At 63.6% G+C, this 24,489-nt stretch carries 21 protein-coding genes; 13 read left to right on the top strand and 8 right to left on the bottom strand.

All coding sequences use genetic code 11. The features are described from left to right. Positions 1–244 precede the first annotated feature (244 nt). The 4 genes from AC1ROK_RS16285 to AC1ROK_RS16270 all read left to right on the top strand — a co-directional run bounded on the left by AC1ROK_RS16285 (position 245) and on the right by AC1ROK_RS16270 (position 4,815). Positions 245–1,513, top strand: a complete 1,269-nt coding sequence (locus tag AC1ROK_RS16285; protein WP_492848734.1) for an ABC transporter substrate-binding protein — start codon at positions 245–247, stop codon at positions 1,511–1,513. 77 nt (positions 1,514–1,590) lie between these two features. Further along, a complete protein-coding gene (locus AC1ROK_RS16280; protein WP_492848732.1) occupies positions 1,591–2,496 on the top strand; it encodes a carbohydrate ABC transporter permease in 906 nt (301 codons plus the stop codon). Continuing rightward, positions 2,496–3,323: a carbohydrate ABC transporter permease gene (locus AC1ROK_RS16275; RefSeq protein ID WP_492848730.1), complete on the top strand. Its 828-nt coding sequence runs from the start codon at positions 2,496–2,498 to the stop codon at positions 3,321–3,323. Before AC1ROK_RS16280 ends, AC1ROK_RS16275 begins: the two co-directional genes overlap by 1 nt. 256 nt (positions 3,324–3,579) lie before the next feature. Then, positions 3,580–4,815 (top strand): flavin-containing monooxygenase, encoded by a 1,236-nt coding sequence (locus tag AC1ROK_RS16270; protein ID WP_492848728.1) that lies wholly within the window; start codon positions 3,580–3,582, stop codon positions 4,813–4,815. Positions 4,816–4,837: 22 nt separating this feature from the next. Here the strand turns inward: AC1ROK_RS16270 and AC1ROK_RS16265 are convergent, their stop codons facing one another. After that, complete coding sequence (locus tag AC1ROK_RS16265; protein ID WP_492848726.1) at positions 4,838–5,146, bottom strand: putative quinol monooxygenase; 309 nt, start codon at positions 5,144–5,146, stop codon at positions 4,838–4,840. 348 nt (positions 5,147–5,494) lie between these two features. On the opposite strand from AC1ROK_RS16265, the gene AC1ROK_RS16260 reads away from it, so the two are divergent. Further along, positions 5,495–6,004, top strand: a complete 510-nt coding sequence (locus AC1ROK_RS16260; protein ID WP_492848724.1) for a P-loop nucleotide/nucleoside kinase family protein — start codon at positions 5,495–5,497, stop codon at positions 6,002–6,004. A gap of 200 nt (positions 6,005–6,204) precedes the next feature. Here the strand turns inward: AC1ROK_RS16260 and AC1ROK_RS16255 are convergent, their stop codons facing one another. Both AC1ROK_RS16255 and AC1ROK_RS16250 read right to left on the bottom strand, forming a co-directional pair. Beyond that, the gene (locus AC1ROK_RS16255; RefSeq protein ID WP_492848722.1) at positions 6,205–6,828 is read right to left on the bottom strand and encodes a gamma-glutamylcyclotransferase; all 624 of its coding nucleotides are present in this window, start codon (positions 6,826–6,828) and stop codon (positions 6,205–6,207) included. A 95-nt stretch (positions 6,829–6,923) separates the two neighbouring features. Continuing rightward, complete coding sequence (locus AC1ROK_RS16250) at positions 6,924–7,115, bottom strand: hypothetical protein (protein WP_492848720.1); 192 nt, start codon at positions 7,113–7,115, stop codon at positions 6,924–6,926. A 122-nt stretch (positions 7,116–7,237) separates the two neighbouring features. Between AC1ROK_RS16250 and AC1ROK_RS16245 the strand changes: the two genes are divergently transcribed. Continuing rightward, positions 7,238–8,749: a winged helix-turn-helix domain-containing tetratricopeptide repeat protein gene (locus tag AC1ROK_RS16245; protein ID WP_492848718.1), complete on the top strand. Its 1,512-nt coding sequence runs from the start codon at positions 7,238–7,240 to the stop codon at positions 8,747–8,749. Between the two features lie 241 nt (positions 8,750–8,990). Here AC1ROK_RS16245 and AC1ROK_RS16240 read toward each other — a convergent pair whose 3' ends face one another. Both AC1ROK_RS16240 and AC1ROK_RS16235 read right to left on the bottom strand, forming a co-directional pair. Then, on the bottom strand, positions 8,991–9,779 hold the full coding sequence (locus tag AC1ROK_RS16240; protein ID WP_492848716.1) for an SDR family oxidoreductase: 789 nt from the start codon (positions 9,777–9,779) through the stop codon (positions 8,991–8,993). Further along, positions 9,776–10,105 (bottom strand): nuclear transport factor 2 family protein, encoded by a 330-nt coding sequence (locus tag AC1ROK_RS16235; RefSeq protein ID WP_492848714.1) that lies wholly within the window; start codon positions 10,103–10,105, stop codon positions 9,776–9,778. The genes AC1ROK_RS16240 and AC1ROK_RS16235 overlap by 4 nt, the downstream gene beginning before the upstream one ends. A gap of 97 nt (positions 10,106–10,202) precedes the next feature. Here AC1ROK_RS16235 and AC1ROK_RS16230 point away from each other — a divergent pair, with 97 nt between their 5' ends. Together AC1ROK_RS16230 and AC1ROK_RS16225 are read left to right on the top strand one after the other, a co-directional pair. Next, positions 10,203–11,114, top strand: coding sequence for a LysR family transcriptional regulator (locus tag AC1ROK_RS16230; protein ID WP_492848712.1), 912 nt, complete (start codon positions 10,203–10,205; stop codon positions 11,112–11,114). A gap of 455 nt (positions 11,115–11,569) precedes the next feature. Further along, on the top strand, positions 11,570–12,931 hold the full coding sequence (locus tag AC1ROK_RS16225) for an MATE family efflux transporter (RefSeq protein WP_492848710.1): 1,362 nt from the start codon (positions 11,570–11,572) through the stop codon (positions 12,929–12,931). 296 nt (positions 12,932–13,227) lie between these two features. Here the strand turns inward: AC1ROK_RS16225 and adh are convergent, their stop codons facing one another. After that, on the bottom strand, positions 13,228–14,748 hold the full coding sequence (adh, locus tag AC1ROK_RS16220) for an aldehyde dehydrogenase (RefSeq protein WP_492848708.1): 1,521 nt from the start codon (positions 14,746–14,748) through the stop codon (positions 13,228–13,230). Positions 14,749–15,030: 282 nt separating this feature from the next. On the opposite strand from adh, the gene AC1ROK_RS16215 reads away from it, so the two are divergent. Beyond that, a complete protein-coding gene (locus AC1ROK_RS16215; protein WP_492848706.1) occupies positions 15,031–16,920 on the top strand; it encodes a sigma-54-dependent Fis family transcriptional regulator in 1,890 nt (629 codons plus the stop codon). 66 nt (positions 16,921–16,986) lie between these two features. Here AC1ROK_RS16215 and AC1ROK_RS16210 read toward each other — a convergent pair whose 3' ends face one another. After that, positions 16,987–17,934: a LysR family transcriptional regulator gene (locus AC1ROK_RS16210; RefSeq protein ID WP_492848704.1), complete on the bottom strand. Its 948-nt coding sequence runs from the start codon at positions 17,932–17,934 to the stop codon at positions 16,987–16,989. A 112-nt stretch (positions 17,935–18,046) separates the two neighbouring features. On the opposite strand from AC1ROK_RS16210, the gene AC1ROK_RS16205 reads away from it, so the two are divergent. Then, positions 18,047–19,108 (top strand): nucleoside hydrolase, encoded by a 1,062-nt coding sequence (locus tag AC1ROK_RS16205; RefSeq protein ID WP_492848702.1) that lies wholly within the window; start codon positions 18,047–18,049, stop codon positions 19,106–19,108. 80 nt (positions 19,109–19,188) lie between these two features. On the opposite strand, the gene AC1ROK_RS16200 is transcribed toward AC1ROK_RS16205, so the two are convergent. Next, positions 19,189–20,580, bottom strand: coding sequence for a helix-turn-helix domain-containing protein (locus AC1ROK_RS16200; RefSeq protein WP_492848699.1), 1,392 nt, complete (start codon positions 20,578–20,580; stop codon positions 19,189–19,191). 144 nt (positions 20,581–20,724) lie between these two features. Here AC1ROK_RS16200 and AC1ROK_RS16195 point away from each other — a divergent pair, with 144 nt between their 5' ends. From AC1ROK_RS16195 to acs, 3 genes are all read left to right on the top strand, one after another. Continuing rightward, positions 20,725–20,952, top strand: a complete 228-nt coding sequence (locus AC1ROK_RS16195) for a hypothetical protein (RefSeq protein ID WP_492848698.1) — start codon at positions 20,725–20,727, stop codon at positions 20,950–20,952. Between the two features lie 170 nt (positions 20,953–21,122). Then, the gene (aceA, locus tag AC1ROK_RS16190; protein WP_492848696.1) at positions 21,123–22,418 is read left to right on the top strand and encodes an isocitrate lyase; all 1,296 of its coding nucleotides are present in this window, start codon (positions 21,123–21,125) and stop codon (positions 22,416–22,418) included. 70 nt (positions 22,419–22,488) lie between these two features. Further along, positions 22,489–24,429: an acetate--CoA ligase gene (acs, locus tag AC1ROK_RS16185; RefSeq protein WP_492848694.1), complete on the top strand. Its 1,941-nt coding sequence runs from the start codon at positions 22,489–22,491 to the stop codon at positions 24,427–24,429. The last annotated feature ends 60 nt before the right edge of the window (positions 24,430–24,489 follow it).

The following is a 24,489-nucleotide window of genomic DNA, read 5'->3' as shown; positions in this document are numbered from 1 at the left end:
AGAAGAAAAATAAGCTGCTACGAAGGGGGTGGTCAAGCGCCTGCAGTCGTCGGCGACGATGGGCCACCGCGCATGCGAAAATAAACCTATTGAAATACAATATGTTAGCGCTGCTTGAAAAATTTGCACCGGTGCGCAAGTGCCTATCCAGTTGACAATGCCGCCCTCCTGTTTCAGTTTTTTCTTGTGAGAAGAAATTCTCTGCATCATGAAAAGGGCCTCAGTGGCTCAGGGGTAAGGGAACATGAAGATCAAGCACTGCCTGGCCGCAATCGGCCTTGGAATTCTGTCCAACGGCGCCGCGCAGGCCCAGCAGGCCGCGGAGGTCTGGAACTACTACGCCGCCGGCTCCGAGCTTGCCGGCATGAACGCGTTGGTCGACGTGGCAAACGCCAAGTCGCCGGACTTCAAGTACTCGAGCGTCATCATCCCGGGTAACGCTGTCGAGATGCGCCGGCAGTTGCAGACCGCGTTCCTGGGTGGCACCCCGCCGGCGCTCTACCAGAGCTCGATGGCTTCGGAACTGAAGACTTTTGCCGATGGCGGCCAGCTGCATCCGTTGAGCGATGTCTGGGCCCGCATCGGGGGCGACGAGATCTTCCCCGAAGGGGTGCAGCGCGTGGTCAAGGTCGATGGCGTCCCCTATGGCGTGCCGTTCGACCTGTCGCTGATCAACAACGTTTTCTACAACAAGGCCGCCTTCGAAAAGGCCGGGGTCGCCGTCCCGACCGACTGGAAGAGCTTCACCGCCGCATGCGACGCGCTGCGTGTTGCCGGCTATGAGCCGCTCGGCAATGCCGGCGGCACCTTCTGGAGCCTCTACAACTTCTACGCCGCGTTGGTTTCGGTCGTCGGCGTCGACGGCTACTACAAGATCGCCAGCGGCGAGCTGAGCTTCGACAGCCCGGAGTTCAGCCAAGCGCTCGATACCTACCGCGACAGCATGGTATCCTGCTACGCCAAGAACTGGAGCGGCAAGACCTGGACGCAGACCGCCGACGACCTGATCAACGGCAACACCGCGATGTTCATGATGGGCATCTGGGCAGCCGGCTACATGGAGACCGCGGGCTTCAAGGCAGGCCAAGGCTTCGACATGTTCCAGGCGCCGGGCACGGTGGGCAAGTCGATCTTCCAGATGGATGTGATGGCCGTGCCAGAAGGTCCGGGCGTTGCCGCCGCCGAGAACTTCATCGAGGCTGCCACCACGCCTGAGGGACAGGCGAGTTTTGCCACACTCAAGGGCTCGTTGGCCCCCAATATCAATGTCAGTCCGTCGGTCTACGGCTATGCCGGTGCTGCATTCACCAAGCAGTTCGCCGAGGCTTCGGCCAACAATGCGGTGCTGCCAAACCTGTTCTTCCTGCTGCCGACCGATCTGGGGACCGAACTCGGCAACCAGATCGAGCGCTTCGCGATCGAGCCGTCGGACAATGTGAAGGCCGAAATGATCAGCACGCTTGAAGGCCTGCGCAAGGAAGCGCAGGCCGAGAGCGCCTTCGTCAAGTGGTGATCTGAGCTCCACGCAATCCCTGCGAGGCGGCGCCAGGTTGCCGCCTCGTTCCGCATGACGCATCCATGAGCAGGTCGATGGCCGCCCGAAAATACACGATGAACTCCGCCGAACGGACGCACATGGCGTTCCTGGTGCTGCCGACCCTGCTGTTTGTGATCTTCTACGTGTATCCGGTCATCTCCAGCGTCTGGCTGTCGCTGCACGACTGGGATGGCTTTGCGCCCCGCATGAAGTTCCTCGGGCTGACCAACTATGCCGTGCTGCTGGGCCAGCCGAGATTCCTCCACGCCGTCTTGAACAACGTGCTGTGGGTGGGGTTCATGCTCCTCGTGCCGACCGGAATCGGCCTGCTGCTGGCAGCCATCCTCGATCGCGGCATCCGAGGTGAGCAGGCCTTCCGCATCATCTTCTTCCTGCCCTTCACCATTCCCGCAGTCGCCGTGGCCGCCATCTGGCGCTGGATGTACGAGCCTGACAACGGCCTCGTGACCTCGGCGATGAAGCTGGTGGGGCTTGGCGGGTTGGCGCAGAACTGGCTGGGTGACCCATCGGTCGTGAACCTGTCGCTGATGGGGGCGGTCGCCTGGTGGACGACAGGATTTGCCTTCCTCGTGTTCTTCGCCGGCCTGCGCAACATCCCCGCCGAGTGCATCGAGGCGGCTCGTATCGAAGGCGCCAGCCCCTGGCAGGTGTTCTGGAAGGTCAGCTTCCCGCTGCTCTGGCCCTCGACGATCATCGTGCTCGGAATGGCGGCAATTGATGCGATGCGGCTGTTCGACGTGGTCTGGTCGATGACCAAGGGTGGCCCGGCCTATGCGTCCGAAGTGCTGGCAACGCAGATGTACGACCTTGCCTTCGGCCGCTTCGACATGGGCCGGGCCTCAGCCGTGGCGGTCTGCCTGTTCGTCATCGCCGCCATCATCATCATGCCCTACATCGTCTACATGTCCCGGCGCGTCCAGGACAGCGAGGCCGAATAATGAGCACGCCGTCCTCCCTCGCACAGCGCCAGACGGTGCTCACGCGCACCGTGCTGATTGGCATGGCGATCATCTTCCTCGCGCCGCTCATCGTCGCAGTTCTGACCTCGTTCAAGAGCCCGTCGGAGGTGACGCGCGTCCTGTCCATTCCCAGCCAGCTCTATTGGCAGAACTACGCCATAGCCTTTGAGCGTGCAGGCCGTACCTTCCTCAACTCGCTGTTGATCACCGCGCCGGCGGTTGGCCTGTCGCTGCTGGTCGGCGCCATTGCCGGATATCCGCTCGCCTACATGCGGGGAGCGAGCGGCAAGGTAGTATACTTCATCCTCCTCACCGGCATGCTGGTACCGTTCCAAATCGTACAGATTCCGTTGTTCTTCCTCATCCAGAAGATCGGGCTTTACGATACGATTCCCGGCATGTGGCTGGTTCACGCTGCCTACGCTGTGCCATTCTGCACCTTCTTCATGCGCAACTTCTTTGCCTCGGTGCCGCGCTCGATGTACGAGGCGGCACTGATCGATGGCTGCCGTCCTGCCACCTATTTTTGGAGGCTGCTCTTGCCGGCTTCTAGTTCTGGCCTTGCGGCGCTCGCCATCATCCAGAGCCGCGCCATCTGGAACGACCTGCTGTTCGCCATCACCCTCACCACCAGCGACCGGGCGCGGCCAGCCACTGTCGCGATCTCGGCCTTTGCCAGCAGCCTGCAGGTCGAGTACGGACCGCTGATGGCCTCGACCGTGGTGTCGATCCTGCCGGTGATGGCGGCTTACCTGCTGTTCCAGAAATCGTTCGTCCGCGGCCTGTTGGGCGGGGCGGGGAAGTAGGCCACAAACTGCCCGCAGGAATGTCCGCATTTGGCGCGTAGCGGACCTAACTCGGGCCACTTATGGCCCACAGCGGTCACTGCGCAGGCGCTCGGCAAGACCTGTCCGACGATCAGACTATCAGGCGACCATCCACGGTGCCGGCTGACAGCACCGCGGGCCTAAACTATGATGCCCGCGGGAGGCAAAGGGCCGACACGAGAAAGTCCGAGCAGCTAGTCGATCGCAGCCGGTTTGACATTTTCGGAGGATCTACGTGACCGAGATTCTTGACGTGGTCGTGATCGGCGCCGGCTGGGCTGGCCTCAGCGTGAGTCATGGCCTCCGAGCCGCGGGCGTTCCCCATGTGGTGATCGAACGTGGCCGCATCGGTGAAACCTGGCGCACCCAGCGCTGGGATTCCTTTCACTTCAACCTTCCGAATGTGCTCTCGATGTTGCCCGGCGATCGTTATGAGGGAAATGAGCCGGAAGGGGCGATGACCCGCGATGAATTCGTCGCGCTGCTGGAGGACTACGTCGCCCGGCACGGCCTGCCGATCCAATTGGGCGAGTCGGTTGTCGAAGTGACGCCTGACACTGCAAACGGCTTTGTCGTTAGGACGGACGCGCGACAATTGATGGCGCGGAATGTGGTCGCCGCCAGCGGCAGCCTCAATCGGGCAAGACGTCCGGCCCTGTCACGGCAGATCCCGGAGGATGTCGACCAGATTGACGCCTCGAGCTATCGCTCTGCCGCTGCGCTGGAACCTGGGGCTGTGCTGGTGGTGGGCAGCGGGCAGTCAGGTGGCCAGATTGCCAAGGATCTTGCTGACGCGGGTCGCGAGGTTTTTCTCGCCACAAGCAAAACCGGCCGGCTAGCGCGAAACTATCGCGGGAGACTTCTGGCTTTCTGGCTGGTCGAAGCAGGCGCGTTGGAGCAGCGACGCGAGGAGTTCGTTCTCCCGTCGGGTGCCGTCCCAGCTCGTAGCCTGCAAGGCGCCCTCGAAACGCTCAGCCTGCAAGGCCTCAGCGCACAAGGCGTCACGCTCCTCGGGAGGCTCGAAGGCGTCGACGGCATGGTGCTAACGTTCGGGGAAGACGCGGCGACCAACGTCAACTTTGCGGATGAAGCGGCTGCAGCTCTGCGTGGCCGTGTCGACGACTATATCGCGCGCGAAGGCATCGCGGCACCGCCCGCTACGGATGATCCGGCGGAGGTGGCGGCCGCACAGCTTCCGTCCCCGCCGATCACTTCGCTGAACCTGGCCGCTTATGGCATCCGCACAGTTATCTGGTGCACGGGGTTTGACGGCGATTTCAGCTGGATCAAGGTGCCCGGCGCCTTGACAGCGGACCAACAGCCAAACCACGTGAACGGCATCGGTGCCGGCGGACTCTACTATCCCGGCCTCGACTTTGCAGTGACCCGCAAGTCCGGGACGATCCTCGCGGCCGCAGAGGAAGCTAGAGCCATGGTGGCGCACATTTGCGAACGCCTCGGTCGAACCTAGGGTCCATCGACCATACTACGATCTAGAAAGCGAGATTGTGGACGGCGCGGTGCTCGGCATAAATATGCTCGAACCGCCCCCCGATCCCGATCCTTGCAATATCTGCCAGCAACGCATCATGCTCAGGCGTTGCCAGATGGCGCTGGTGCACCTCTTCGCTGTCGTAGCATTCAGAGAACACTACGACATCCGGGTCGCTGTCGCTTGGGTTCACCTCGAAGAAGCCGACGCCGTCCTCCTTTTGCGACTGCGCTACGAATGGTCGTATGCGAACGAGAAGCTCCTCCCGTTTACCCGGCTTCATTCGTAACCATCCGATCACATACTTCATGGTTCAAGCCCTCTACGTATCCCGACTGCAGGAACCATATCGGGGTCCCGGGTCGAGGCAAGGGTGCGGGCAGTCGATAACCGCCGTTTGCGCGAAACCGACCTTTGTCTCGCGCCAACGACCAAAGCTCGATCGGCTCCGCGAGCCGAAGCGCATCATCTACTTCCACGCCCAAGGCGCTTTCGCTGGGGCACCTAGCTACCATCTTGACCAGAGTGCAAACCCGTCACTACAAGCACGAGCATGGCAACAATCATCTGATCGGCCGCAGCAAGCGGCATTGAGCAAGCGGCGTCACGACATGTGTCGGGACGCCTCCTACTGCTACGCCCTGATCAGAGATTTCACATGCCCGTACTTTACCTGACTTGCGGCCTTCCTGGCTCCGGCAAAACTTCATTAGCCAAGATTATTGAGCGGGAAGCACCCGCCCTGCGTCTCACTGGAGACGACTGGATGCACAAACTCTACCCTGGCATCTCTACTCCAAAGGCAGAAACCGGTCCCTGCCGTGGGCGCGTCGAGATGGTCCAATGGGAGGTTGCCCGGAGAACGGTAAGGTTGGGTTGCAACGTCGTCGTTGACTGGGGTGTGTGGTCACGAACGGAACGTGACACCTTGAGGCAGGAGGTTCGCCCCCTTGGCGCGCAGATCGTACTTTGCTTCCTTGATGCCAGCTTCGAGAAGTTGTGGCATCGGATTTCTCGACGAAATGACGCGCTTCCCGCTGGGACATTCGACATATCTCGCTCCGATCTGCTCAGGTGGTCGAAACTTTTCGAGCCGCCCACCAAAGACGAGATGGCGCTTTTCGATCCACCTGACCGTTGGCTTGCAGCTCACTTGCGCAACCATTGATGCCGAACGCTTGACTAACGGCCCCTTGGGAATGGGCCGCGCCCGAGATGGTTGGAACGCGTCCTAAACAGTCAGTCCTGCAGGAGTTGGGTCTCTAATTGGCGCGAGGCGGTCACTTGTAGAGGACCGCTTCTGGCCAAAACGGACGTCCGCCGCTGCGCAACCAGAGAACACTCCCAGCCAAGTAACGTCGCCATAGGTCAGCCCGGAATGCGCCCCGGGAAGGCCAGCTCGATCCGCTCGGCAACCATTTCCTGCATCCGCCACAACCGATCGTCGCAGAGGCCCAGCTGCTCGAGGTGTAGTGCCGTCAGATACACGTACTGGGCCATGGAGCCGACGATCCCGACCGCACTCGCGATGGCGTCGGCAACCGCCTCGTCGGATAGGTGGCCGGTGTAGTCAGTGCCCTTTCCCGGGTGGGTAAATGCAAAAGCCCGGACCTTGCCCACCGAAGTGGCAACCGTCACCCAGCGAGGTGGAAAGGGCGGCTCTTTCCGGAGCAAACCCTCGAGATTGGCGGCAAGACCTTCGGACGGAAGGCGATAGACCATGCCTTTACACTGCCCCCCTCGATCAAGGGACAGCATGTATCCCGGCGCTTGCGGGTTGCCCCGGAAGCGGATGTCGGGACCCAGACAAAAGTCGCGATGCCAGCCGCGGACCACACCGGTCCGCTCTTCGACGTGGGTGAAGCGCTTGTTCCAGATAAGCGAGCCACAAGCGAAGAGCCACATGTCGTCACCTGGAGGCACCGCACGGATCAGGTTCTCAGTTACCGCAGCGTAGTAGCTGTCGGGCCGCGGCCCGCCGTCGAGCAGCATAGGACTTGGATCCTCGATCTTGCCGGGCAACAGCGCTAGGTGCGCCTCCGTGAGCCGCATTTTCCGATCGCGTCGCGCCATTCTCCGGCCCCCCCTCAGCTCAGAACGTGAATGGTCGTGAAGATGACGCAAAGAGCTACGCTCATGATGACCAGCCAATTGAGGATCGCGGGCATCTGGATGGGCTCATAAGTCGAGTCGTCGTCGCGCCGGTCTCGCACCCTCACCTCTTCCAGAATGGCGCCGGTGTAATACGCGTCGCAGTAGCCCTCGTGGTAGATGTACATTTGTTCGCCCTCCCGTCTACGGATAGAATGACGGGGGCAGTGTCGCAGGGGCACGCGCTGTAGTATTGAAGCGGCCCTCAATTGTTCCAAAGGACTTCCAAAGCGAGGCAATGGACGGGCGATTGAAATACGGCCCCTTCGAGTTCGAGCGCCGGACCCAGACAGTCTGGCGTGATGGCTCCGTCCTGCCTGCTCTGGGCACACGCGCTGCGACCCTGCTCGAAGCGCTGTTGACGCGACCGGGCGAGGTCCTGACCAAGGCCGAGCTGATGGACGCCGCGTGGAACGGCTTGGCTGTCGAGGAAGGCAACCTCACTGTCCAGATCGCCAATCTTCGGAAGGCTCTTGGTCCCTCGCCCGCAGGCGGCGACTGGATCGTCACCGTGCCCCGCATCGGCTACCGGTTGGTTTCGCACTCGTCGGGTTCCTTAGTCAGGCATGAGCGGACCTCGATCGCGGTCCTGCCGTTCGTCAACCTCAGTAGCGACCCCGAGCAGGCCTTCTTCGCCGACGGGCTAGCAGAAGAGATCATCGTCGCCCTCGGCAAGCTCCCGGGGCTCACGGTGATTGCGCGGAACTCAAGCTTTGCCTACCGCGGCAACGACATCGACGTGCGTAAGGTCGGTGGCGATCTCGACGTGCGCTACGTGTTGTCGGGCAGCGTGCGGCGCGGCGGCAACCGCTTGCGTATGAGCGCGCAGCTCGCGGACGCCGGCAGTAGTGCTCACGTCTGGGCGGAAACCTTTGATCGTGAGCTGTCGGACGTCTTCGCCATCCAGGACGAGGTGACGCGTCGGATCGTCGATGCGCTCCGGCTCACGCTGACCTCGGCGCAAACGGCAAGCGCGGCCGACGGTGGTACCAATAACGTCGAGGCTCTGGATCTGCTGATGCGCGGCCGCGCGCTCCTCAACGGACCGACGCAGAACCTGGAGGTTCACAGGCGCACAACCGACCTGCTTCAGCGCGCCATTGAACACGATCCAGTCTACGTCGATGCGATGGGTGAGCTCGCAATCGCATACAACTTTGACTACCTGAACCGCTGGAGCGACGACCCCGACCGCTCGCTTGGGGACGCGCGGAGACTCGCGGACAGGATGGTCGAGCTCGCCCCGAACCACGCCTTTGGTCGCTTCGTTTCGGCACTTACAGCTGTTCTGACCCACGATTTGGACCGGTTTCGTCAGGACTCTTCGGTGGTCATCGCGCTCAACCCGCAGGCATTGATTGCCAGCGATATCCAAGGCCACCTTTGCCTAGTAGATGATGTGCCACTACAGGCTATTCCCCACTTTGAGCGGTGCATGCGCCTCGACCCGTCGCTAGGCAGGACCCTAGTGTGTCTCCAGTTCCTCGGCAGGGCTTATTTCTACGGCGGTCGCTACGAGACAGCGGCCGCCCTGTTCCGAGAACGCATCCTACTGATGCCCGAGACCGACACGTCGCGTGGCTACCTCGCGGCCGCTCTCGGTCATCTCGGCAAGATCGACGAGGCGCGGCGGGTCTGGGCGGAGCTGATGACGATCAATCCGAGCTATGTCATGGCGGAGCGGCTTAACCGCACCGCCGTGCGGCCAAGGCAGACCAAAATGGTCCTCGAGGGCGCACGGAAAGCTGGGCTGCAGGTTTGAGCGCAGAAGCCGCCGGCTCGCGACGACTCTTTATGGCGCTAAGCGGTCGCTCGTCACATCGGGGTATACCCTGAGGTGGCGTCACCGGTGCGTCGCTCTACCTGTCACATCAGAGTTGGATCGGATCATTTGTGACACGCAAGCAGCGGGTCAAAACCCTGATGTGACCTGGCCGGTGTTGGCTATCGCGATGGCGCCTTTTGGCCCAAAGTGGTCTCCGGTTCCAATGGATATCCCTTTCCTAAACGGTCCTGATGGTGCCGCCATCGATGACAAATTCCGCGCCATGGATTGCGGCAGCACGAGCAGACGCTAGGTAGGCGATGAGGTCGGCCACCTCTTCGGGCTCGGCGCCGCGTCCGATTGAGATGCCGCCCAAGGCGTCGAGGACGGACTGACGAGCCTGCTCGACCGTGCCGCCGTTGGCGGTCCGCAAGATTTCGAGAAAGTCTGCGGTTGCTTCTGTCATGATCCAGCCTGGCGAGACCGAATTGACCCGCACGCCCTTGGGCCCGAGCTCTTTCGAGATCGACTTGCTGTAGGTTCTCAGCGCGGCCTTCGCGGCGGCATAGCCCGTCGTGGATTCAGGCAGAGGCAGTACCGACTGGATTGAGGTGATATGCACGACAGTACCTTTGCCCCGCTCAAGCATCTTCGGGATCAGCAGGCGGTCGAGCCGAACGGTCGCCAACAGGTTCAGGTTCAGTTCTGCGAGCCAGTGGTCATCCGTCAAAGCGGTGAAACCACCCGCAGGTGACGTCGACCCACCGAGGACGTGAACGAGAATGTCAATGCCGCCCAGACGCTCAAGTGCCGCCTTGGTCAGCGCATCGCTGCCCTCCGCAGTGGTCAGGTCCGCCGGGACATATTCGACGCCTTCGATAGGGTCCTTGATCGTGCGGGCGGCGGTGACGACACTGGCTCCGCCGGCAACAAAGCGCTCGACCGTGGCGCGGCCCAAGCCCTTCGTGCCACCACTGACGAGCACGCGCTGGCCGGCGAACTCGCTGGGATCTGCCAGGGCGTTCATACCGTGGTCTCCAGGGTCTTGATGGCGTCGTTCGCCAATGTGAAGCGATAGGTGAAGTGGATCGGGCTGCCCGGGAAGTCGCCGTGAGCTGGACCTTCCAGTACGACATGGCCGTCTTCTTTCCGAACCGTTTCAGGCGTGAAGATCGCCTTTACCGGGATCACCTCCTGCTCGAACAAATGGCGGATCGCCGCCTTCCCTTCGAAGTGCTTGCCGTTGTCGATGAAGACGGCGTCCGGCAAAAAAGGCGTCAACATGCCGTCGAGATCGAGACGAGCATTTGCCTCGATAAAGTCGGCGATCGGCTTGGCTAAGTGCAGTGACATTGGTCATCTCCGTGGTGGTGATGACGCTAACTTAGTGATGGACTTTTCGCCTGATAATCGAGACAAAGCGGCATAGCGTGTCACGGAAACCGGGATAATGTCTCGTCATTCGCTGATCGAACTTGAGGCGGTTCTGGCCATCGTCCGCTGCGGCTCGTTTCGGGCAGCGGCGCTGGAACTTGGGATGTCGACCACGGCCGTCAGCAACGCCGTAGGAAAGCTCGAGCGGGCACTTGACGTGCGAATTTTCAATCGCACCACCCGCAGCGTCTCGCTTACCTACGCGGGGCGGATCTTCGTCGCACAGATCAAGCCGGCGCTCGAAGGCATCCAAAAGGCCATGAACACGGCACGCTCTCAACAGGAGACGCCGTCCGGGACCTTACGCATCAATGCCTTCGCGACGGCAGCGCGCGAGATCATGTCGCCACTGGTCTTGGGCTATCTGCGGCGCTATCCCCAGGTTCACATCGACATCGTGACCGAGGGGCGGCTCATCGACGTCGTAGCGGCGGGCTTCGATCTGGGAGTGCGCAGCGCGAATCTCGTGCCCAGTAATGCAATCGCGATACCGCTGGGGCAGACACGAAGCATTGTGGTTGCCGCATCGCCCGGCTTTTTCCAGGACCGCCCTATCCCCCGCGTGCCGCAGGACCTGCTCTCTCTCCCCTGCATTCGCGGGCGGCTTCCTGATGGCGCACTGCTCCGATGGCGGTTCGAGAAGGAGGGCGAGCAAATACAGCTCGACGTGGAGGGACCGATCACCCTGGACGAAGCCTCACTTACGCGGATCGCGGCGGCGAACGGCGTGGGCGTCGGGTACTTCATGGAAAGCGATGTCAGAGAAGACATCGCTGCGGGACGGCTCGTGCGCATTCTCGAAGACTGGACGCCGCCGCTCGTGCCGCTATGCCTCTACTACTACAATCGACGCAATTCTTCGGCGGCCTTCCAGGCATTTATTGCGCTCGCGCGGGACGTCTCGGCTGGAAAGCTGGCGCAGCCTTAGGTCTGGTGCGGGTCAGCGCTGCTGCGCTGTACGGTATCGCGTCAGGGACCGCTTTTGGCGCTGAGCGGACGCTGCCCGATGTCCGCTTCTGGCCCAAAGCGGACCTGTCACAGCGACGGCTGCTCATTGCGGTCGCTCAGTCTTGAGTCAGGTATCCCGAAGCGGGCATTCGTCTTCATGCCGGCGATTGCAGCTCTGCGCCCGAGTTCGGCGTCAGAAGCGCACGGCATCCTCCCCAAAATCGACACCATCCGCGCTCGCGGCTTTGCGTATCCGACGGCGCCTTGACAACGGCGTTGCTGTGGAGCACTGAGCATTCGGTTGCTGACGCCCGCCGCTCGCCGGATAGTCCGATGGTAAAGTTCAGCCCTGGAAGAACCTGATCGCTCCTCTTAAGGCGGTTCATGGCAAAGCGAGCTCCCATGAGATGACCCGCCCTTAACGAGGCTGCTCTCATGCCCCCCGCATCCGATGGGTTCACCCGGGACCCAATCGCGAAGGTTGTCCTTCGCACCGCACTTCCTATTGTTTTTTTGACCAGCATCAATGGTCTCCTGACCGTCGTCGACGCCATCCTGCTTGGCGCTTTTGTCGGTCCGGAGGCACTCGCCGCCGTCACTTTGATGTTCCCCGTATCCATGCTGCTGGTGGCGGTCTCCACCATGGTGTCGTCGGGCATGGCCAGCATCGTGGCGCGTCAGATCGGCGCCGGTCAACTGCAAGAGGCAAAGGCCACCTTTGCCGGCGCTCACGGGTTGTCCGCCCTGATCTGCTTCATCCTGGGCGTGGCTTTCCTGGCCTTGGGTCAACCAGTGATCGCCGCTGTTACAGCGGACCCGGTGCTCGTCGCCATGGGGCATCAGTTCCTGACGATTTCCGTGCTGACCTCACCAATCATGTTCCTCGTTTCCGTCCATTCTGACGCGCTGCGCGTTGAGGGCAAGATCGGCTTCATGGCCCTGGCGGGGCTTCTGGTCTCGGTCGGGAATATTGCCTTCAACATCCTGCTCATTGCCGGCCTCGGACTCGGTGTAGCCGGATCGGCTTGGGGCACGGCGGCGGCGCAAGGCGTCGCTCTTGTGGTGATGCTGGTGTTCCGCCTGGCCGGCAAAGCACGCCTGCCGGTGCCGGCGCCGGACCTGAACTGGCGGTCGAGGTGGATGGAAATCCTTGCGCTGGGGGCACCGCGCAGCCTGAGCTTTCTCGGGATTGCCCTTGGCGCTGCGGCGACCATCGCGTCGGTAAGGCTTCACGTCACGACCGGCGACGATGTGATCATCGCTGCTTATGGCGCCGTCACGCGGATGATGACCTTTGCCTACCTGCCATTGCTGGGACTGAGCCTTGCGATGCAGGCTGTGGCCGGGAACAACTATGGCGCTGGTCATAAGGACCGATCGGGCGCCGCTCTCCGGCTGTCGCTGCTCCTCGGCCTCACCTATTGCGGCCTGGTGGAGGTCGTCTTGCTGGCGTTCAGAGATACCCTGGGCGGCCTGTTCGTCTCCGATGCCGCGGTGGTGGCGGAAGTCGGCCGCATTCTTCCCTTCTACGCTGCGCTCTATTTTACCCTCGGGCCGATGATGATGATTGCCAGTTACCTGCAGAGCATAGGCGACGCCAAACGCTCAGCCCTGCTTTCGGTGGCGCGAACCTACCTCTTCGCAATCCCGCTCACCTTCATCCTGCCGTTCCTTATGGGTGAGACCGGCATCTGGGCCGCTCTGCCGGTTGCAGACCTGATGCTGGTTCTGACCACGGTCGTGATCCTGTCGCGGCGCGGCGGCGGCTTGCGCCAAGGCCTGTTCGAAACGGTCTAGCGTGGTGGATGCCGCCCCGCGGCGCGACTCCGTGCAGGTTGTGGCTCGACGCACTTCCTTGTGCCGGCTCGTCGAGCGCCTCCTGCCCTTTTCTCGCGAGCGCTGCATTCTCGCAGCCTCCCGAGTGTCGCGGCCCTCTGAACGAACGAAATTGGTGCGAAGCCGAGGTGCGGTTTTGCGCCAACTGTAGCTCAAAGGCCGGTTTCCGACCCCAAGCGGACGTCCCGATCAGGTGGCCGTAGTCTCAGACGCCGGGCACGGCGCTGGAGGAGCGGCGCCGTGCCCGGGTCGTCGGATCAGAAGAAGCCGAGCTTCTTGGGGCTGTAGCTGACCAGCAGGTTCTTGGTCTGCTGGTAATGGTCGAGCATCATCTTGTGCGTCTCGCGCCCGATGCCCGAGCCCTTGTAGCCGCCGAAGGCGGCGTGGGCGGGATAGGCGTGATAGCAGTTCGTCCACACGCGACCCGCTGCGATACCGCGGCCGGCGCGATAGGCCGTTGCTCCGTCGCGGGTCCAGACACCGGCGCCCAGCCCGTAGAGCGTATCGTTGGCGATGGCGATGGCATCGTCGAAATCCTTGAAGCGGGTCACCGAAACCACCGGCCCGAAGATCTCTTCCTGGAAGACACGCATCTTGTTGTGGCCTTCGAGGATCGTCGGGGTGACGTAGTAGCCGTCCTTCAGGTCGCCATCGAGCATCGCGCGCTGGCCGCCCGTTGCCACCCGTGCCCCTTCGTTGCGGCCGATCTCGATGTAGCCGAGGATCTTCTCGAGCTGCTCCTTGCTGGCCTGGGCGCCGATCATGGTTTCGGTGCTGAAGGGGTCGCCCTGGATGATGGCCTTGGTGCGCTTGATCGCCCGGTCCATGAACTCGTCATAGATCGACTCGTGCACGAGTGCCCGGGATGGGCAGGTGCACACTTCGCCCTGGTTGAGGGCAAACAGCGCAAAGCCCTCCATCGCCTTGTCGGCGAAATCGTCGTCCCTGTCGAAGATGTCGGAGAAGAAGATGTTCGGCGACTTGCCGCCCAGTTCGAGCGTCACCGGGATGATGTTCTCCGACGCATACTGCATGATGAGCTTGCCCGTCGTCGTCTCGCCGGTAAAGGCGATCTTGGCGATGCGCTTGGAGCTGGCCAGCGGCTTGCCCGCTTCGAGGCCGAAGCCGTTGACGACGTTGATTACGCCGGGCGGCAGCAGGTCGCCGATCAGTTCCATCACCTTGAGGATGGACCACGGCGTCTGCTCGGCGGGCTTGAGCACGATGGCGTTGCCGGCGGCCAGTGCCGGGGCCAGCTTCCATACGGCCATCAGGATGGGGAAGTTCCACGGGATGATCTGGCCGACGACGCCGAGCGGCTCGTGGAAGTGGTAGGCGACGGTGTCGTTGTCGATTTCGGCCAGCGTGCCTTCCTGGCTGCGCAGGACGCCTGCGAAATAGCGGAAATGGTCGATGGCCAGCGGCAGGTCGGCCGCCAGGGTTTCGCGGATTGGCTTGCCGTTCTCGAAGGTCTCGACCAGCGCCAGCTCTTCCAGATGCGCCTCCATCCGGTCGGCGATCTTGAGCATGGTGTTGGCGCGGGTGGTGGTGTCGGTACGTCCCCAGGCCGGTGCGGCCTTGTGCGCGGCATCGAGCGCCTTTTCGATATCGTCCGCGTCCGAACGCGGGATCTCGGTGAAGGGCTGGCCGGTGACCGGGGATACGTTGTTGAAATAGCGGCCGTTGACCGGGGCGACCCACTCGCCCCCGATATAGTTGCCGTAGCGGGACTTGTAGTCGACCTTGGCACCCGCGGTGCCGGGTTTTGCGTAGAACATTGTCTTCTCCTCACCGGCGCTGGATAATTCGCATTGGCGCCTCGCAGAAGACATCGCAAAGCCCGTGCCAAACGGGGGTTTCGAGGCCGCCGCCGATCGTGCCGGGGCTTGACGAAGATCAAGGAAAACAAACCGCTAGCGGGCGAGTTTGGACCGGCCGAGGGGCGAAGGGGATACGAGGGACCGGCAGAGGAGAGCCGGGCCGACTGTTCAGAAGCTGAACAGTTCCAAATGGACAGCTGACCACGAGCTGAACAGGAAGTGGACAGCGGGAGGGGATGGATGGACGAAATCGTCCAGGCAAAATACCGGTTCCTGAACGGCGGCGGCGCGCTCGAAGCGATCCCGCAGCCGGTGCTGCGCTCCTGGGTGCGCTGCCACGAGCAGCGCCTCGAGCCCGATATGCCGATCAATGCAGAGGTGCTCTCGGGCGCGCGCCTGGGGGAGGCCCAGGATGTATCCGGCCAGCTGATCGCCGACGCGGCCGCCGACATGGATGTGCTGGGGCGGCTGATTGGCGGGTCCAACTCGATGCTCATCCTCACCAACAACGAGGGGCTGGTGCTCGATACGCGCGGCGACGCCGAAATCGTGACGCCGGCCCAGCGTGTGGCGCTGAGTCCGGGCGGGGACTGGCGGGAATCGCTGAAGGGCACAAACGCCATCGGCACCGCGCTTCGGGAGCGACGGGCGGTCGAGGTGCACGGCGGCGAGCACTACTTCGACGCACTCGACTTCCTGACCTGCGCCTGTTCGCCGATCTTCGATCCGTTCGGCCAAGTGGTCGGGGCACTCGATGTCACGACGCATCGCGACGGCCGGCACCCACATACGATGGGGCTGGTGTCGCTGACGGTCGAGTTGATCGAGCAGCAGATGTTCAAGGGACGATTCCCGCGCGACATGGTGGTGGAGTTCTCGACCCGCGCCGGCTCGATCGGCGCGCCGGGCTCGGCCATCATGGTGGTGCGCGAGGATGGAACGGTTACGGCGATGAACCGGCACGCGTTCCTCGCGCTCGGCGCGGCGCCGCATCAGCTGGGGCATGTGCATCTCAACAGCCTCGTTGCAACACCCATCGAGGCGCTGCGCGCCCAGGTGATGGCGGGCGACGGCGTGCCGGTGACGCTTGCAGGTCCGGACGGACGAACCTTCTTTGCCCGCACGACCGGTTCGGTTGCCAGGGTGAAGGGCGTGGCGGCAACGCGGCTGCGGGCTGATGACCGGGTCGCCGATCTCGACCGGATGAAGGACCGGCTGAGCTTTGATGATCTGCACCGGGGCGACCCGGCGATCGCCCGGACGATCGAGCAGTTGCGCCGGCTCAGGGCCACCGACATCGCCATCCTGATCGAAGGCGAAACCGGGACCGGCAAGGAGTTGCTGGCGCGGGCCATCCACAACGAAGGGACGCGCGCCAAGGGGCCCTTCGTTGCGATCAACTGCGCGGCGATTCCCGAGCACCTGATCGAAGCCGAGCTCTTCGGCTATGTCGGCGGGGCCTTTACCGGTGCCTCGCGCACCGGCACACCGGGACGCATCCGGCAGGCGCATGGCGGCACGCTGTTTCTCGACGAGATCGGCGACATGCCGGCGCACCTGCAGAGCAGGTTGCTGCGCGTGCTGCAGGAGCGGGTCGTGGTGCCGGTGGGCGGCACCAGGGAAATGCCGGTCGACGTGCGGGTGATCAGCGCCACACACCGCGACCTGCCTCGAGCCGATGCCGGATTCCGCGCCGACCTTTACCACCGGCTCGCCGGGTTCCGCGTGAGCCTGCCACGGCTCGCCGAGCGTGGCGATTTCGACGCGCTCGTTTCCCGCCTGCTGCGCGAACAGCAGGACGACGGCGCACCCGCGACTCTGACGCCCGAGGCGCTCGCGGCGCTTCGGGCCCATGACTGGCCGGGCAATATCCGCGAGCTCAAGAACGTATTGCGGACGGCGGCGGCCCTGACACCGGCTTACGGGGCGATCGGGGTGGATCTGCTTCCCGCCTCGGTCACACAGACGCCGGCGGCGCCGAAGCCCGAGACCGCGCTCGAACTGCTGAAGCGGGAGGCCGCGCGAAAGGCCCTGGCCGAGGCAGGCGGCAACTACTCGGCCGCGGCCCGGGCGCTGGGGATCAGCCGCACGACGCTTTACAAGTACCTGAACGAGACGGCCGTGCATTGAGCTGCACGAGAGGGTGGGCCGCTTGCGGGAGCTTCGCACAACAAGGTGCGTTGTAACGGGGACGACCTATGATGTCCGGGTCTCGTCCATCAGATCGCCCGGGCTATAGGGGTAGCTGTAAAAGCCTCGAAAGTGCGTGATGAGGAAGCTGATGAACGCCCTGATATGGGCGTTCTGGTTGCGCTGCGGATGATGCAGCACCGTCACGGAGGCAGCACGCGTGCTCCAGTCGGGAAGCACTGGCACAAGTTCCCCCGTGTCGACGTGCTCGCGGGCGAAAAAGTCGGGGAACAGACTGATGCCCCTTGCTTGCAGGACGCACACCTTGGCCACCCATTCGTCGTTGGTCGAGAGCGGTCCCGCTGGCTCCACGACCACTTCGGCATCGCCCTTCTGCAGGTGCCAGCCGGTCAGCCCGCCCATCGCGTGGCTGCCGATGAGATCATGCCGTCGCAGGTCGGATGGTTGATCTGGAACGCCACGGTCGGCAAGATAGACAGGCGAGGCATAGAGGTGGCGGCGGTAGCGGTAGAACCCCTGCGCGACGAAGCTCGCCCCCTCTTCCAGTCCAGGCAGATCGCCACAAATCAGACAGTCGAGCCCGGAGTCTCGCCGCAGCAGTCGTTCAGCTGGCATCACCTGCAGGTCGAGCGTGATCCCACCATGCTGCTCGGTGAACTGCAGGGCCAGGGGAGTCGCGAGGTTGGTGGCCAACTGTTCAGTGACACCCACGCGGAGCAGGCCGCGCAGGACCGGGGTCATGGCTGTTGCTGCGTCGAGAGCACGACGATGAGCATGATCAACCTCCTCGGCGTGCGGCAGGAACCGCGTCCCCGCCTCGGTGAGCGACATCCCACTCCCGCTTCGCTCGAGCAGGCGGCTGCCGGCGGCGTTTTCGAGACGGGCCAACCGCAGGCTTAGCGTTGCCTTGGCGATGGAATGGTCCCGGGCCGCCCTCGACAGGGAACCGGCTCGGGCGACCGCGAGAAACGCGCGAATTTCATCGATCTCCACGCCAGCACCCCGTTCATATTTATGAACGAGGTTTCACATTTTGGCCGGACTGACAAGCGAACCCGCCGCCCATACGCTCTCTCGTCCACCTTTGTGAACGGAGTTGCACCCCATGCGACGTCTCTTTGTTGCCGCAAGCTTCCTCTGCTCGACGCTGGCCGCTCCATCTCTTGCCGCCAGCAAGTTTATCCTCGATCAAGACTTCACTGGGCCGGGCGGGTCGGATGTTCAGCCGATCGTCCTGTTTCTCAACGACCCGGGCGTGGAACTGCTTGGCCTCACGGGCGTGACCGGCGACGACTGGGCCGCCAAGGGCGTTGCCCACGCGCTTCGCTTCCTGGAGATCGCCGGCCACCCTGAGGTGCCGGTCTATCAGGGGGCAAGCTATCCCTTGCTCAACACACCGCAAAGGATGGCGCTCTGGGAAGCCGAGTACGGTCCCATCAGCTGGAAAGGCGCCTGGAACGATCCGGAAAAAGACGAAACGAGCGAGGGGGTCGATCCGCTTGCTATCCCGGTAATTCCCGAGGGGAACCCCACGATCAAGGCCCAACCCGGGTCAGCGGTGACCTTCCTGATCGAACAGGTGCGCAAGTATCCGGGTGAAGTCACGATCGTTGCCGCCGGGCCGTTGACCAACATTGCCCTCGCCGTTCGGCAGGACCCAGGCTTTGCCCCTCTCGTGAAGCGTCTGGTCATATCGAACGGACCGCAGGCAGACTTCGATCCTCAGGCGGGCAAAGCGCAGTCGACGGACGCCTTCAACACCGTCTTCGACCCCGAGGCCGCGCAGATCGTCCTGACAGCGGGCTTTCCTTCGATCGTTGTGACCGGGCACATCAACACCTCGGTCGTCGTCGACAAAGCGCTTGTGGACGATATCGCCAAGGTGGGAACGCCGTTGAGCGACTATCTTGCCAGCAATGCCTGGACAGACCTGCCCCTCTGGGACGAAATCATCGCCGCGGTCGCAATCGATGCGACGCTCATAACGCGCACCAGCGTGGTCGAGGCCACGATAGACACCGCGTTCGGCCGCTCCTACGGGCAGATGATCGTCTACGACGAGTCGAAAAAGCCCAGCAGCGGAACCGGAAAAGTCGAGATCGCGCTGGATTTTGACAGGACCCGCTTCCGGGAAATGTTCCTGGATGCAGTCCAGCGCGCCAGGTAAGCCGAGCGTCAGTGGCGCCTTATGCGACACAAGGCTGCCGGAGGCGATCCCGGCTTCGCCACCGGCGCTTCGCGTCCGGCTCACATCATCTTGCCGTAGATGCTCTCCGGCCGCACGGCGTCGTCCAGCCTGAACCGGTGATCCGCCGGCGGATGCGCGCGCTGGCCGCATTCCATCCGCGGGCAGATGCGGCAGCCGGCGCCGACCGGGACGATCTGGGCGGGATTGTTGAGATCGATGCCGTCCGAGTAGATCATTTGCCTCGCATGCAGGATCGAGCAACCAAGCCCGATCGAGAAGTGCCGGAGCGGCGCGTTGTAGCGATAGTCGCCCTTCGAGAACGCGCGGGCGATGCAGAAATAGCGCTCGCCATCGGGCATCTGCGAGATCTGCACGTTGACGCGCTCCGGGCTCAGGAACGCGGTGTAGACGTTCCAGCGCGGACAGGCGCCAGAGTGGCGCGGGATGTGAAGGCCCGAGAGCGAGAAGCGCTTCGAAATGTTGCCGGCGATGTCGGTGCGAATGAGGTGGAGCGGGATTCCCAGGGCGCCGGGACGCTGCAGCGTCGTCATGCGGTGGGCCACCTGCTCGAAGCTGGCCCCGAAACGGCGGCCGAGCCGCTCGATGTCGTAGCGATAGTCGCGGCAGGCGCGGTGGAACGGGCCATAGGGCATGATGAGCGCGGCGGCGAAATAGGCGGCGAGCACGTTGCGGCCGAGGGCCGGAGCGTCGCCATCGGGCAGTTCGGTGACCAGCTCGTCGATTTCGGCATTGGCGGCCATCTGCCCCAGTTGGTGGGCGATGAGGAAGGTGGCGGTCTCCACCGGCACTATGTCGGAGACCAGCAGCTGGTTGCGCGCCCGGTCGTAGGTACGAGCGATACCGTGGGGCAGCGAGGCGAGCCTCAACTCGGTGCCGAAGACGTTGAACAGATAGACCCTGAGGCCGGCGGCAAAATCGTCGGCGCCGTTGTCAATGTCGGCGCGGATGCGCTCGGCCGCCTCCTCGAGGCTCGGGAAATGGTTGGCATGCTCCTGCAGAAAGTCCGAGATGCGGTCGGTTGCGAGGTGGAAATGCTCCGGCTCCCCGCCCGATGCTGATGGCGCCTTGCGCGGGCCGGCACGGAAGCGTGCGTACAGCGTGAGCATGGCGCGGGCCGCAGCCGGGTTGGCGTGAGCGAGGTCACGCACCTCCACATTGGTCATGTCGCTGTCGGCGAAGACGTCGTCGCCGAACATTTCCATCAGGTCGCCAACCAGCCGGCCCTCGTCGCTGTCGGCCAGCTCGCCCGGCTCGACGCCGAAATAGCCGGCGATCTTGAGCAGCAGCGGAACAGTGATCTTGCGTCGGTTGTGCTCGATGAGGTTGAGGTAGCTCCCCGAGATGCCGATCGCCGATGCGAGGTCGGCCTGCGAGATCGAACGCTGGCGGCGCAACCGACCGATGCGGCCGCCGATCTGAAGCTCTTCCACCCTCTCCTCCTTTACAAGATTTACCGGCTTTACAGCATCGCTTTACAGCTGTTTTACTGCTTTTCTGCCGGCTATGTCGTTCCCTATTGCCGTCCTCCAGCAATGTGTCAAAGTTTTACAAACAACGCAACCGAGGAGGACGCCATGAACCAGACCCGCGCCGAAACCGAAGAATTCGTCACCATCATCGCCCGCACCACGGACGAGGCGATGCGGCAGTTCAAGGTGAGAGGGCTTGACCGCGAGGGCTTCGCAATCACCGGCCGCATTGGTCGCCACAAGTTCACGATGGTGAACGGCCCCTATGCCGACGAGCTGTTCCCCGGCCAATTGCTGATCGCTGCAACGTTCTCGCGGCGGGTGCCTGCCTGATGCCAGGTTCGACGCCAGGGGTCTGCTGATCCCCGCCCTGCCCCTCCCCCAAAACGGGAGGGGAGAGACCCCACACTGAAATCGAGGCCGTGGTCTCCGCCCCCGTCGAACGGGAGGCGACAGCAGTCGGCCGACACCACGTCTCAAGTTATCCAAGGAGGAGACCCCAAATGCTCGACAAGCCGACGCTTCCCGAAAGCTTCCCCACCCCGGACTACGCTCCGGACCGCTGGCGCAACATTGCCCGCAACTACACCCCGGCCGATGTGCGCCGGATCGCGGGCTCGCTTCCCATCCGCCACACGCTCGCCGAGAACGGCGCCCGCCGGCTGTGGGAACTGCTCCATACCGAGGCGTTCGTTCCGACGCTTGGCACCTTCACCGGCAACCAGGCCGTGCAGCAGGTGAAGGCGGGGCTGAAGGCCATCTACCTCAGCGGCTGGCAGGTGGCAGCCGATGCCAACTCGTCGGGCAACATGTATCCCGACCAGAGCCTCTACCCGGTCGACAGCGTCCCGGCCGTGGTCAAGCGCATCAACAAGGCCCTGCAGCGGGCCGACCAGATCCAGGCGATGGAACAGGCGGACGGGGTTGCCACCACCGATCTCGATTTCTTCGTCCCCATCGTCGCCGATGCCGAGGCCGGCTTCGGCGGCTCGCTCAACGTGTTCGAGCTGATGAAGGCGATGATCGAGGCGGGCGCCGCCGCGGTGCACTTCGAGGACCAGCTGGCGAGCGAGAAGAAATGCGGGCATCTGGGCGGCAAGGTGCTGGTGCCGACCAGCCAGTTCATCCGCACGCTTAACGCCGCGCGGCTCGCGGCCGACGTGATGGGCGTTCCCACCCTCATCATGGCGCGCACCGATGCCGAGGCGGCGCGACTCATCACCTCGGACATCGACGAGTACGATGCGCCATTCGTCACCGGCGAGCGTACGGCAGAGGGCTTTTACCGGCTCAAGGGCGGGATCGATGCCGCCATCGCCCGCGGCATTGCCTATGCGCCCTACGCCGACCTCATCTGGTGCGAGACCAGCAAGCCGGATCTCACCGAGGCGCGGAGGTTCGCCGAGGCGGTGCGCAAGGAGCATCCCGAGCAGATGCTGGCCTATAACTGCTCGCCCTCGTTCAATTGGGCCAGGCACATGGACGAGGCGGCGATGCGGGTGTTCCAGCGCGAGCTTGGCGCGATGGGCTACAAGTACCAGTTCATCACGCTGGCGGGTTTCCACAACCTGAGCCTCACCACGTTCGAGCTGGCGCGCGGCTACGCAGCAGAGGGCATGGCCGCCTATTCGCGCCTGCAGCAAGCGGAGTTCGCCGCCGAGGCGCACGGTTTCTCGGCTACCCGCCACCAGCGCGAAGTGGGCACGAGCTATTTCGATGCCGTGTCGATGACCATCAGCGAGGGGCGGAGCGCCACGACGGCCATGGCGGACTCGACCGAGACGGCGCAGTTCCATTGACGGCTGGCGCCGGGCCTTGGAGGGGCCCGGCGCCATCTCAGCCGGCGGTGTGATGAAGGAGGAGGAGAAGATGAGACTATCCAACGAGGATCAGGCCCTCGGCCCCGGCGCGGCGACGCGCACCACGGCCGCGGCGTATGAAGAGATCTATGCGCGCTCGGTGAACGACCCGGATGGCTTCTGGCGGGACGAGGCCAGGCGGCTCGACTGGATCAAGGCGCCGACGAGGATCAAGAACACCACGTTCGAATACCCTGATGTGTCGATCAAATGGTTCGAGGACGGAATGCTCAACGTCTCGGCCAACTGCATCGACCGGCACCTCGCGACGCGCGGCGACGAAGTGGCGATCATCTGGGAGGGCGATACGCCCGGCACCGAGGAAAAGATCACCTACCGCAAGCTGCACGAGCGCGTCTGCCGCTGCGCCAATGTCCTGAAGTCGCTCGGCGTGAGCAAGGGCGACCGGGTCACCATCTACCTGCCGATGATCCCGCAGGCGGCCTACGCGATGCTCGCCTGTGCCCGCATCGGCGCCGTGCACTCGGTCGTCTTCGCCGGCTTCTCGCCGGATTCTCTGTCGGGCCGCATCAACGATTGCGACAGCCGGGTGGTGATCACTGCCGACGAGGGCCGCCGTGGCGGCAAGACCATCCCGCTCAAGCAGAACGTCGACGCAGCGCTGAAGAATGCCCCCGGCGTCGAAAAGGTGCTGGTGGTGCACAATACCGGCGCCGACGTCGCCATGAAGGGGGCGCGCGATATCTGGTGGCACGAGGCCGCGGCGGGCGTCGAACCGTTCTGCGACCCCGAGCCGATGGGCGCCGAGGATCCGCTGTTCATCCTCTACACCTCGGGTTCCACCGGCAGGCCGAAGGGCGTGCTGCACACGACCGGCGGCTACCTGACCTGGGCGGCCTACACGCACGAGAAGGTGTTCGATTACCGCCCCGGCGAGATCTTCTGGTGTACCGCCGATGTCGGCTGGGTCACCGGCCACAGCTACATCCTGTACGGCCCGCTGGCCAACGGCGCGACCACCGTGATGTTCGAGGGCATCCCGAGTTACCCCGACGCCTCGCGCTTCTGGCAGGTCATCGAAAAGCACCAGGTCAACATCTTCTACACAGCGCCCACCGCCATCCGCGCGCTGATGGGGGCCGGCCCCGACTGGGTCGACAAATACCAGATGCGCTCGCTGCGGCTGCTCGGCTCGGTGGGTGAACCGATCAACCCCGAGGCCTGGCTCTGGTACCACAAGCACGTGGGCAAGCAGCGCTGCGAGGTGGTCGACACCTGGTGGCAGACCGAGACCGGCGGCATCCTGATCTCGCCGCTGCCCGGCGCCAGCCCCGTCAAGCCGGGCTCGGCGACGCGGCCGCTGCCGGGGGTGCAGCCGGTGGTGCTGTCGCCCGAAGGCAAGTTGCAGGAGCAGACCGAGGCCGAGGGCGTGCTCTGCATCAAGGACAGCTGGCCGGGGCAGATGCGCACCATCTTTGGCGACCACCAGCGCTTCGTTTCCACCTATTTCGAGACCTACAAGGGCTACTACTTCACCGGCGACGGCTGTCGCCGCGACGAGGACGGCTACTACTGGATCACCGGCCGCGTCGACGATGTGCTCAACGTCTCCGGCCACCGGCTGGGTACCGCCGAGGTGGAGAGCGCGTTGGTCGCCCACCCCAAGGTCAGCGAAGCGGCGGTGGTGGGCTATCCGCACGAGATCAAGGGGCAAGGGATTTACTGCTACGTCACCCTGATGGCCGGCGAGAGCGCGTCGGACGCGCTGAGGACCGAACTCAGGAACTGGGTGCGCAAGGAGATCGGCGCCATCGCCTCGCCCGACCTCATCCAGTTCGCCCCCGGCCTGCCTAAGACCCGCTCGGGCAAGATCATGCGCCGCATCCTGCGCAAGATCGCCGAGAACGATTATGGGGCGCTCGGCGACACGACCACCCTTGCCGATCCGGACGTGGTGACGGACCTGATCGACAACCGGCAGAACCGGTAGTCGGCAATCGGCGCGCCGAATTCTCCGAGGGTCTGCTTGTGGCACCAGGCAGACCCTGCC

It is taken from the genome of Devosia sp. GW821-FHT12F11 (assembly GCF_058806655.1).
This window is presented reverse-complemented; position numbering and strand designations above follow the sequence as displayed.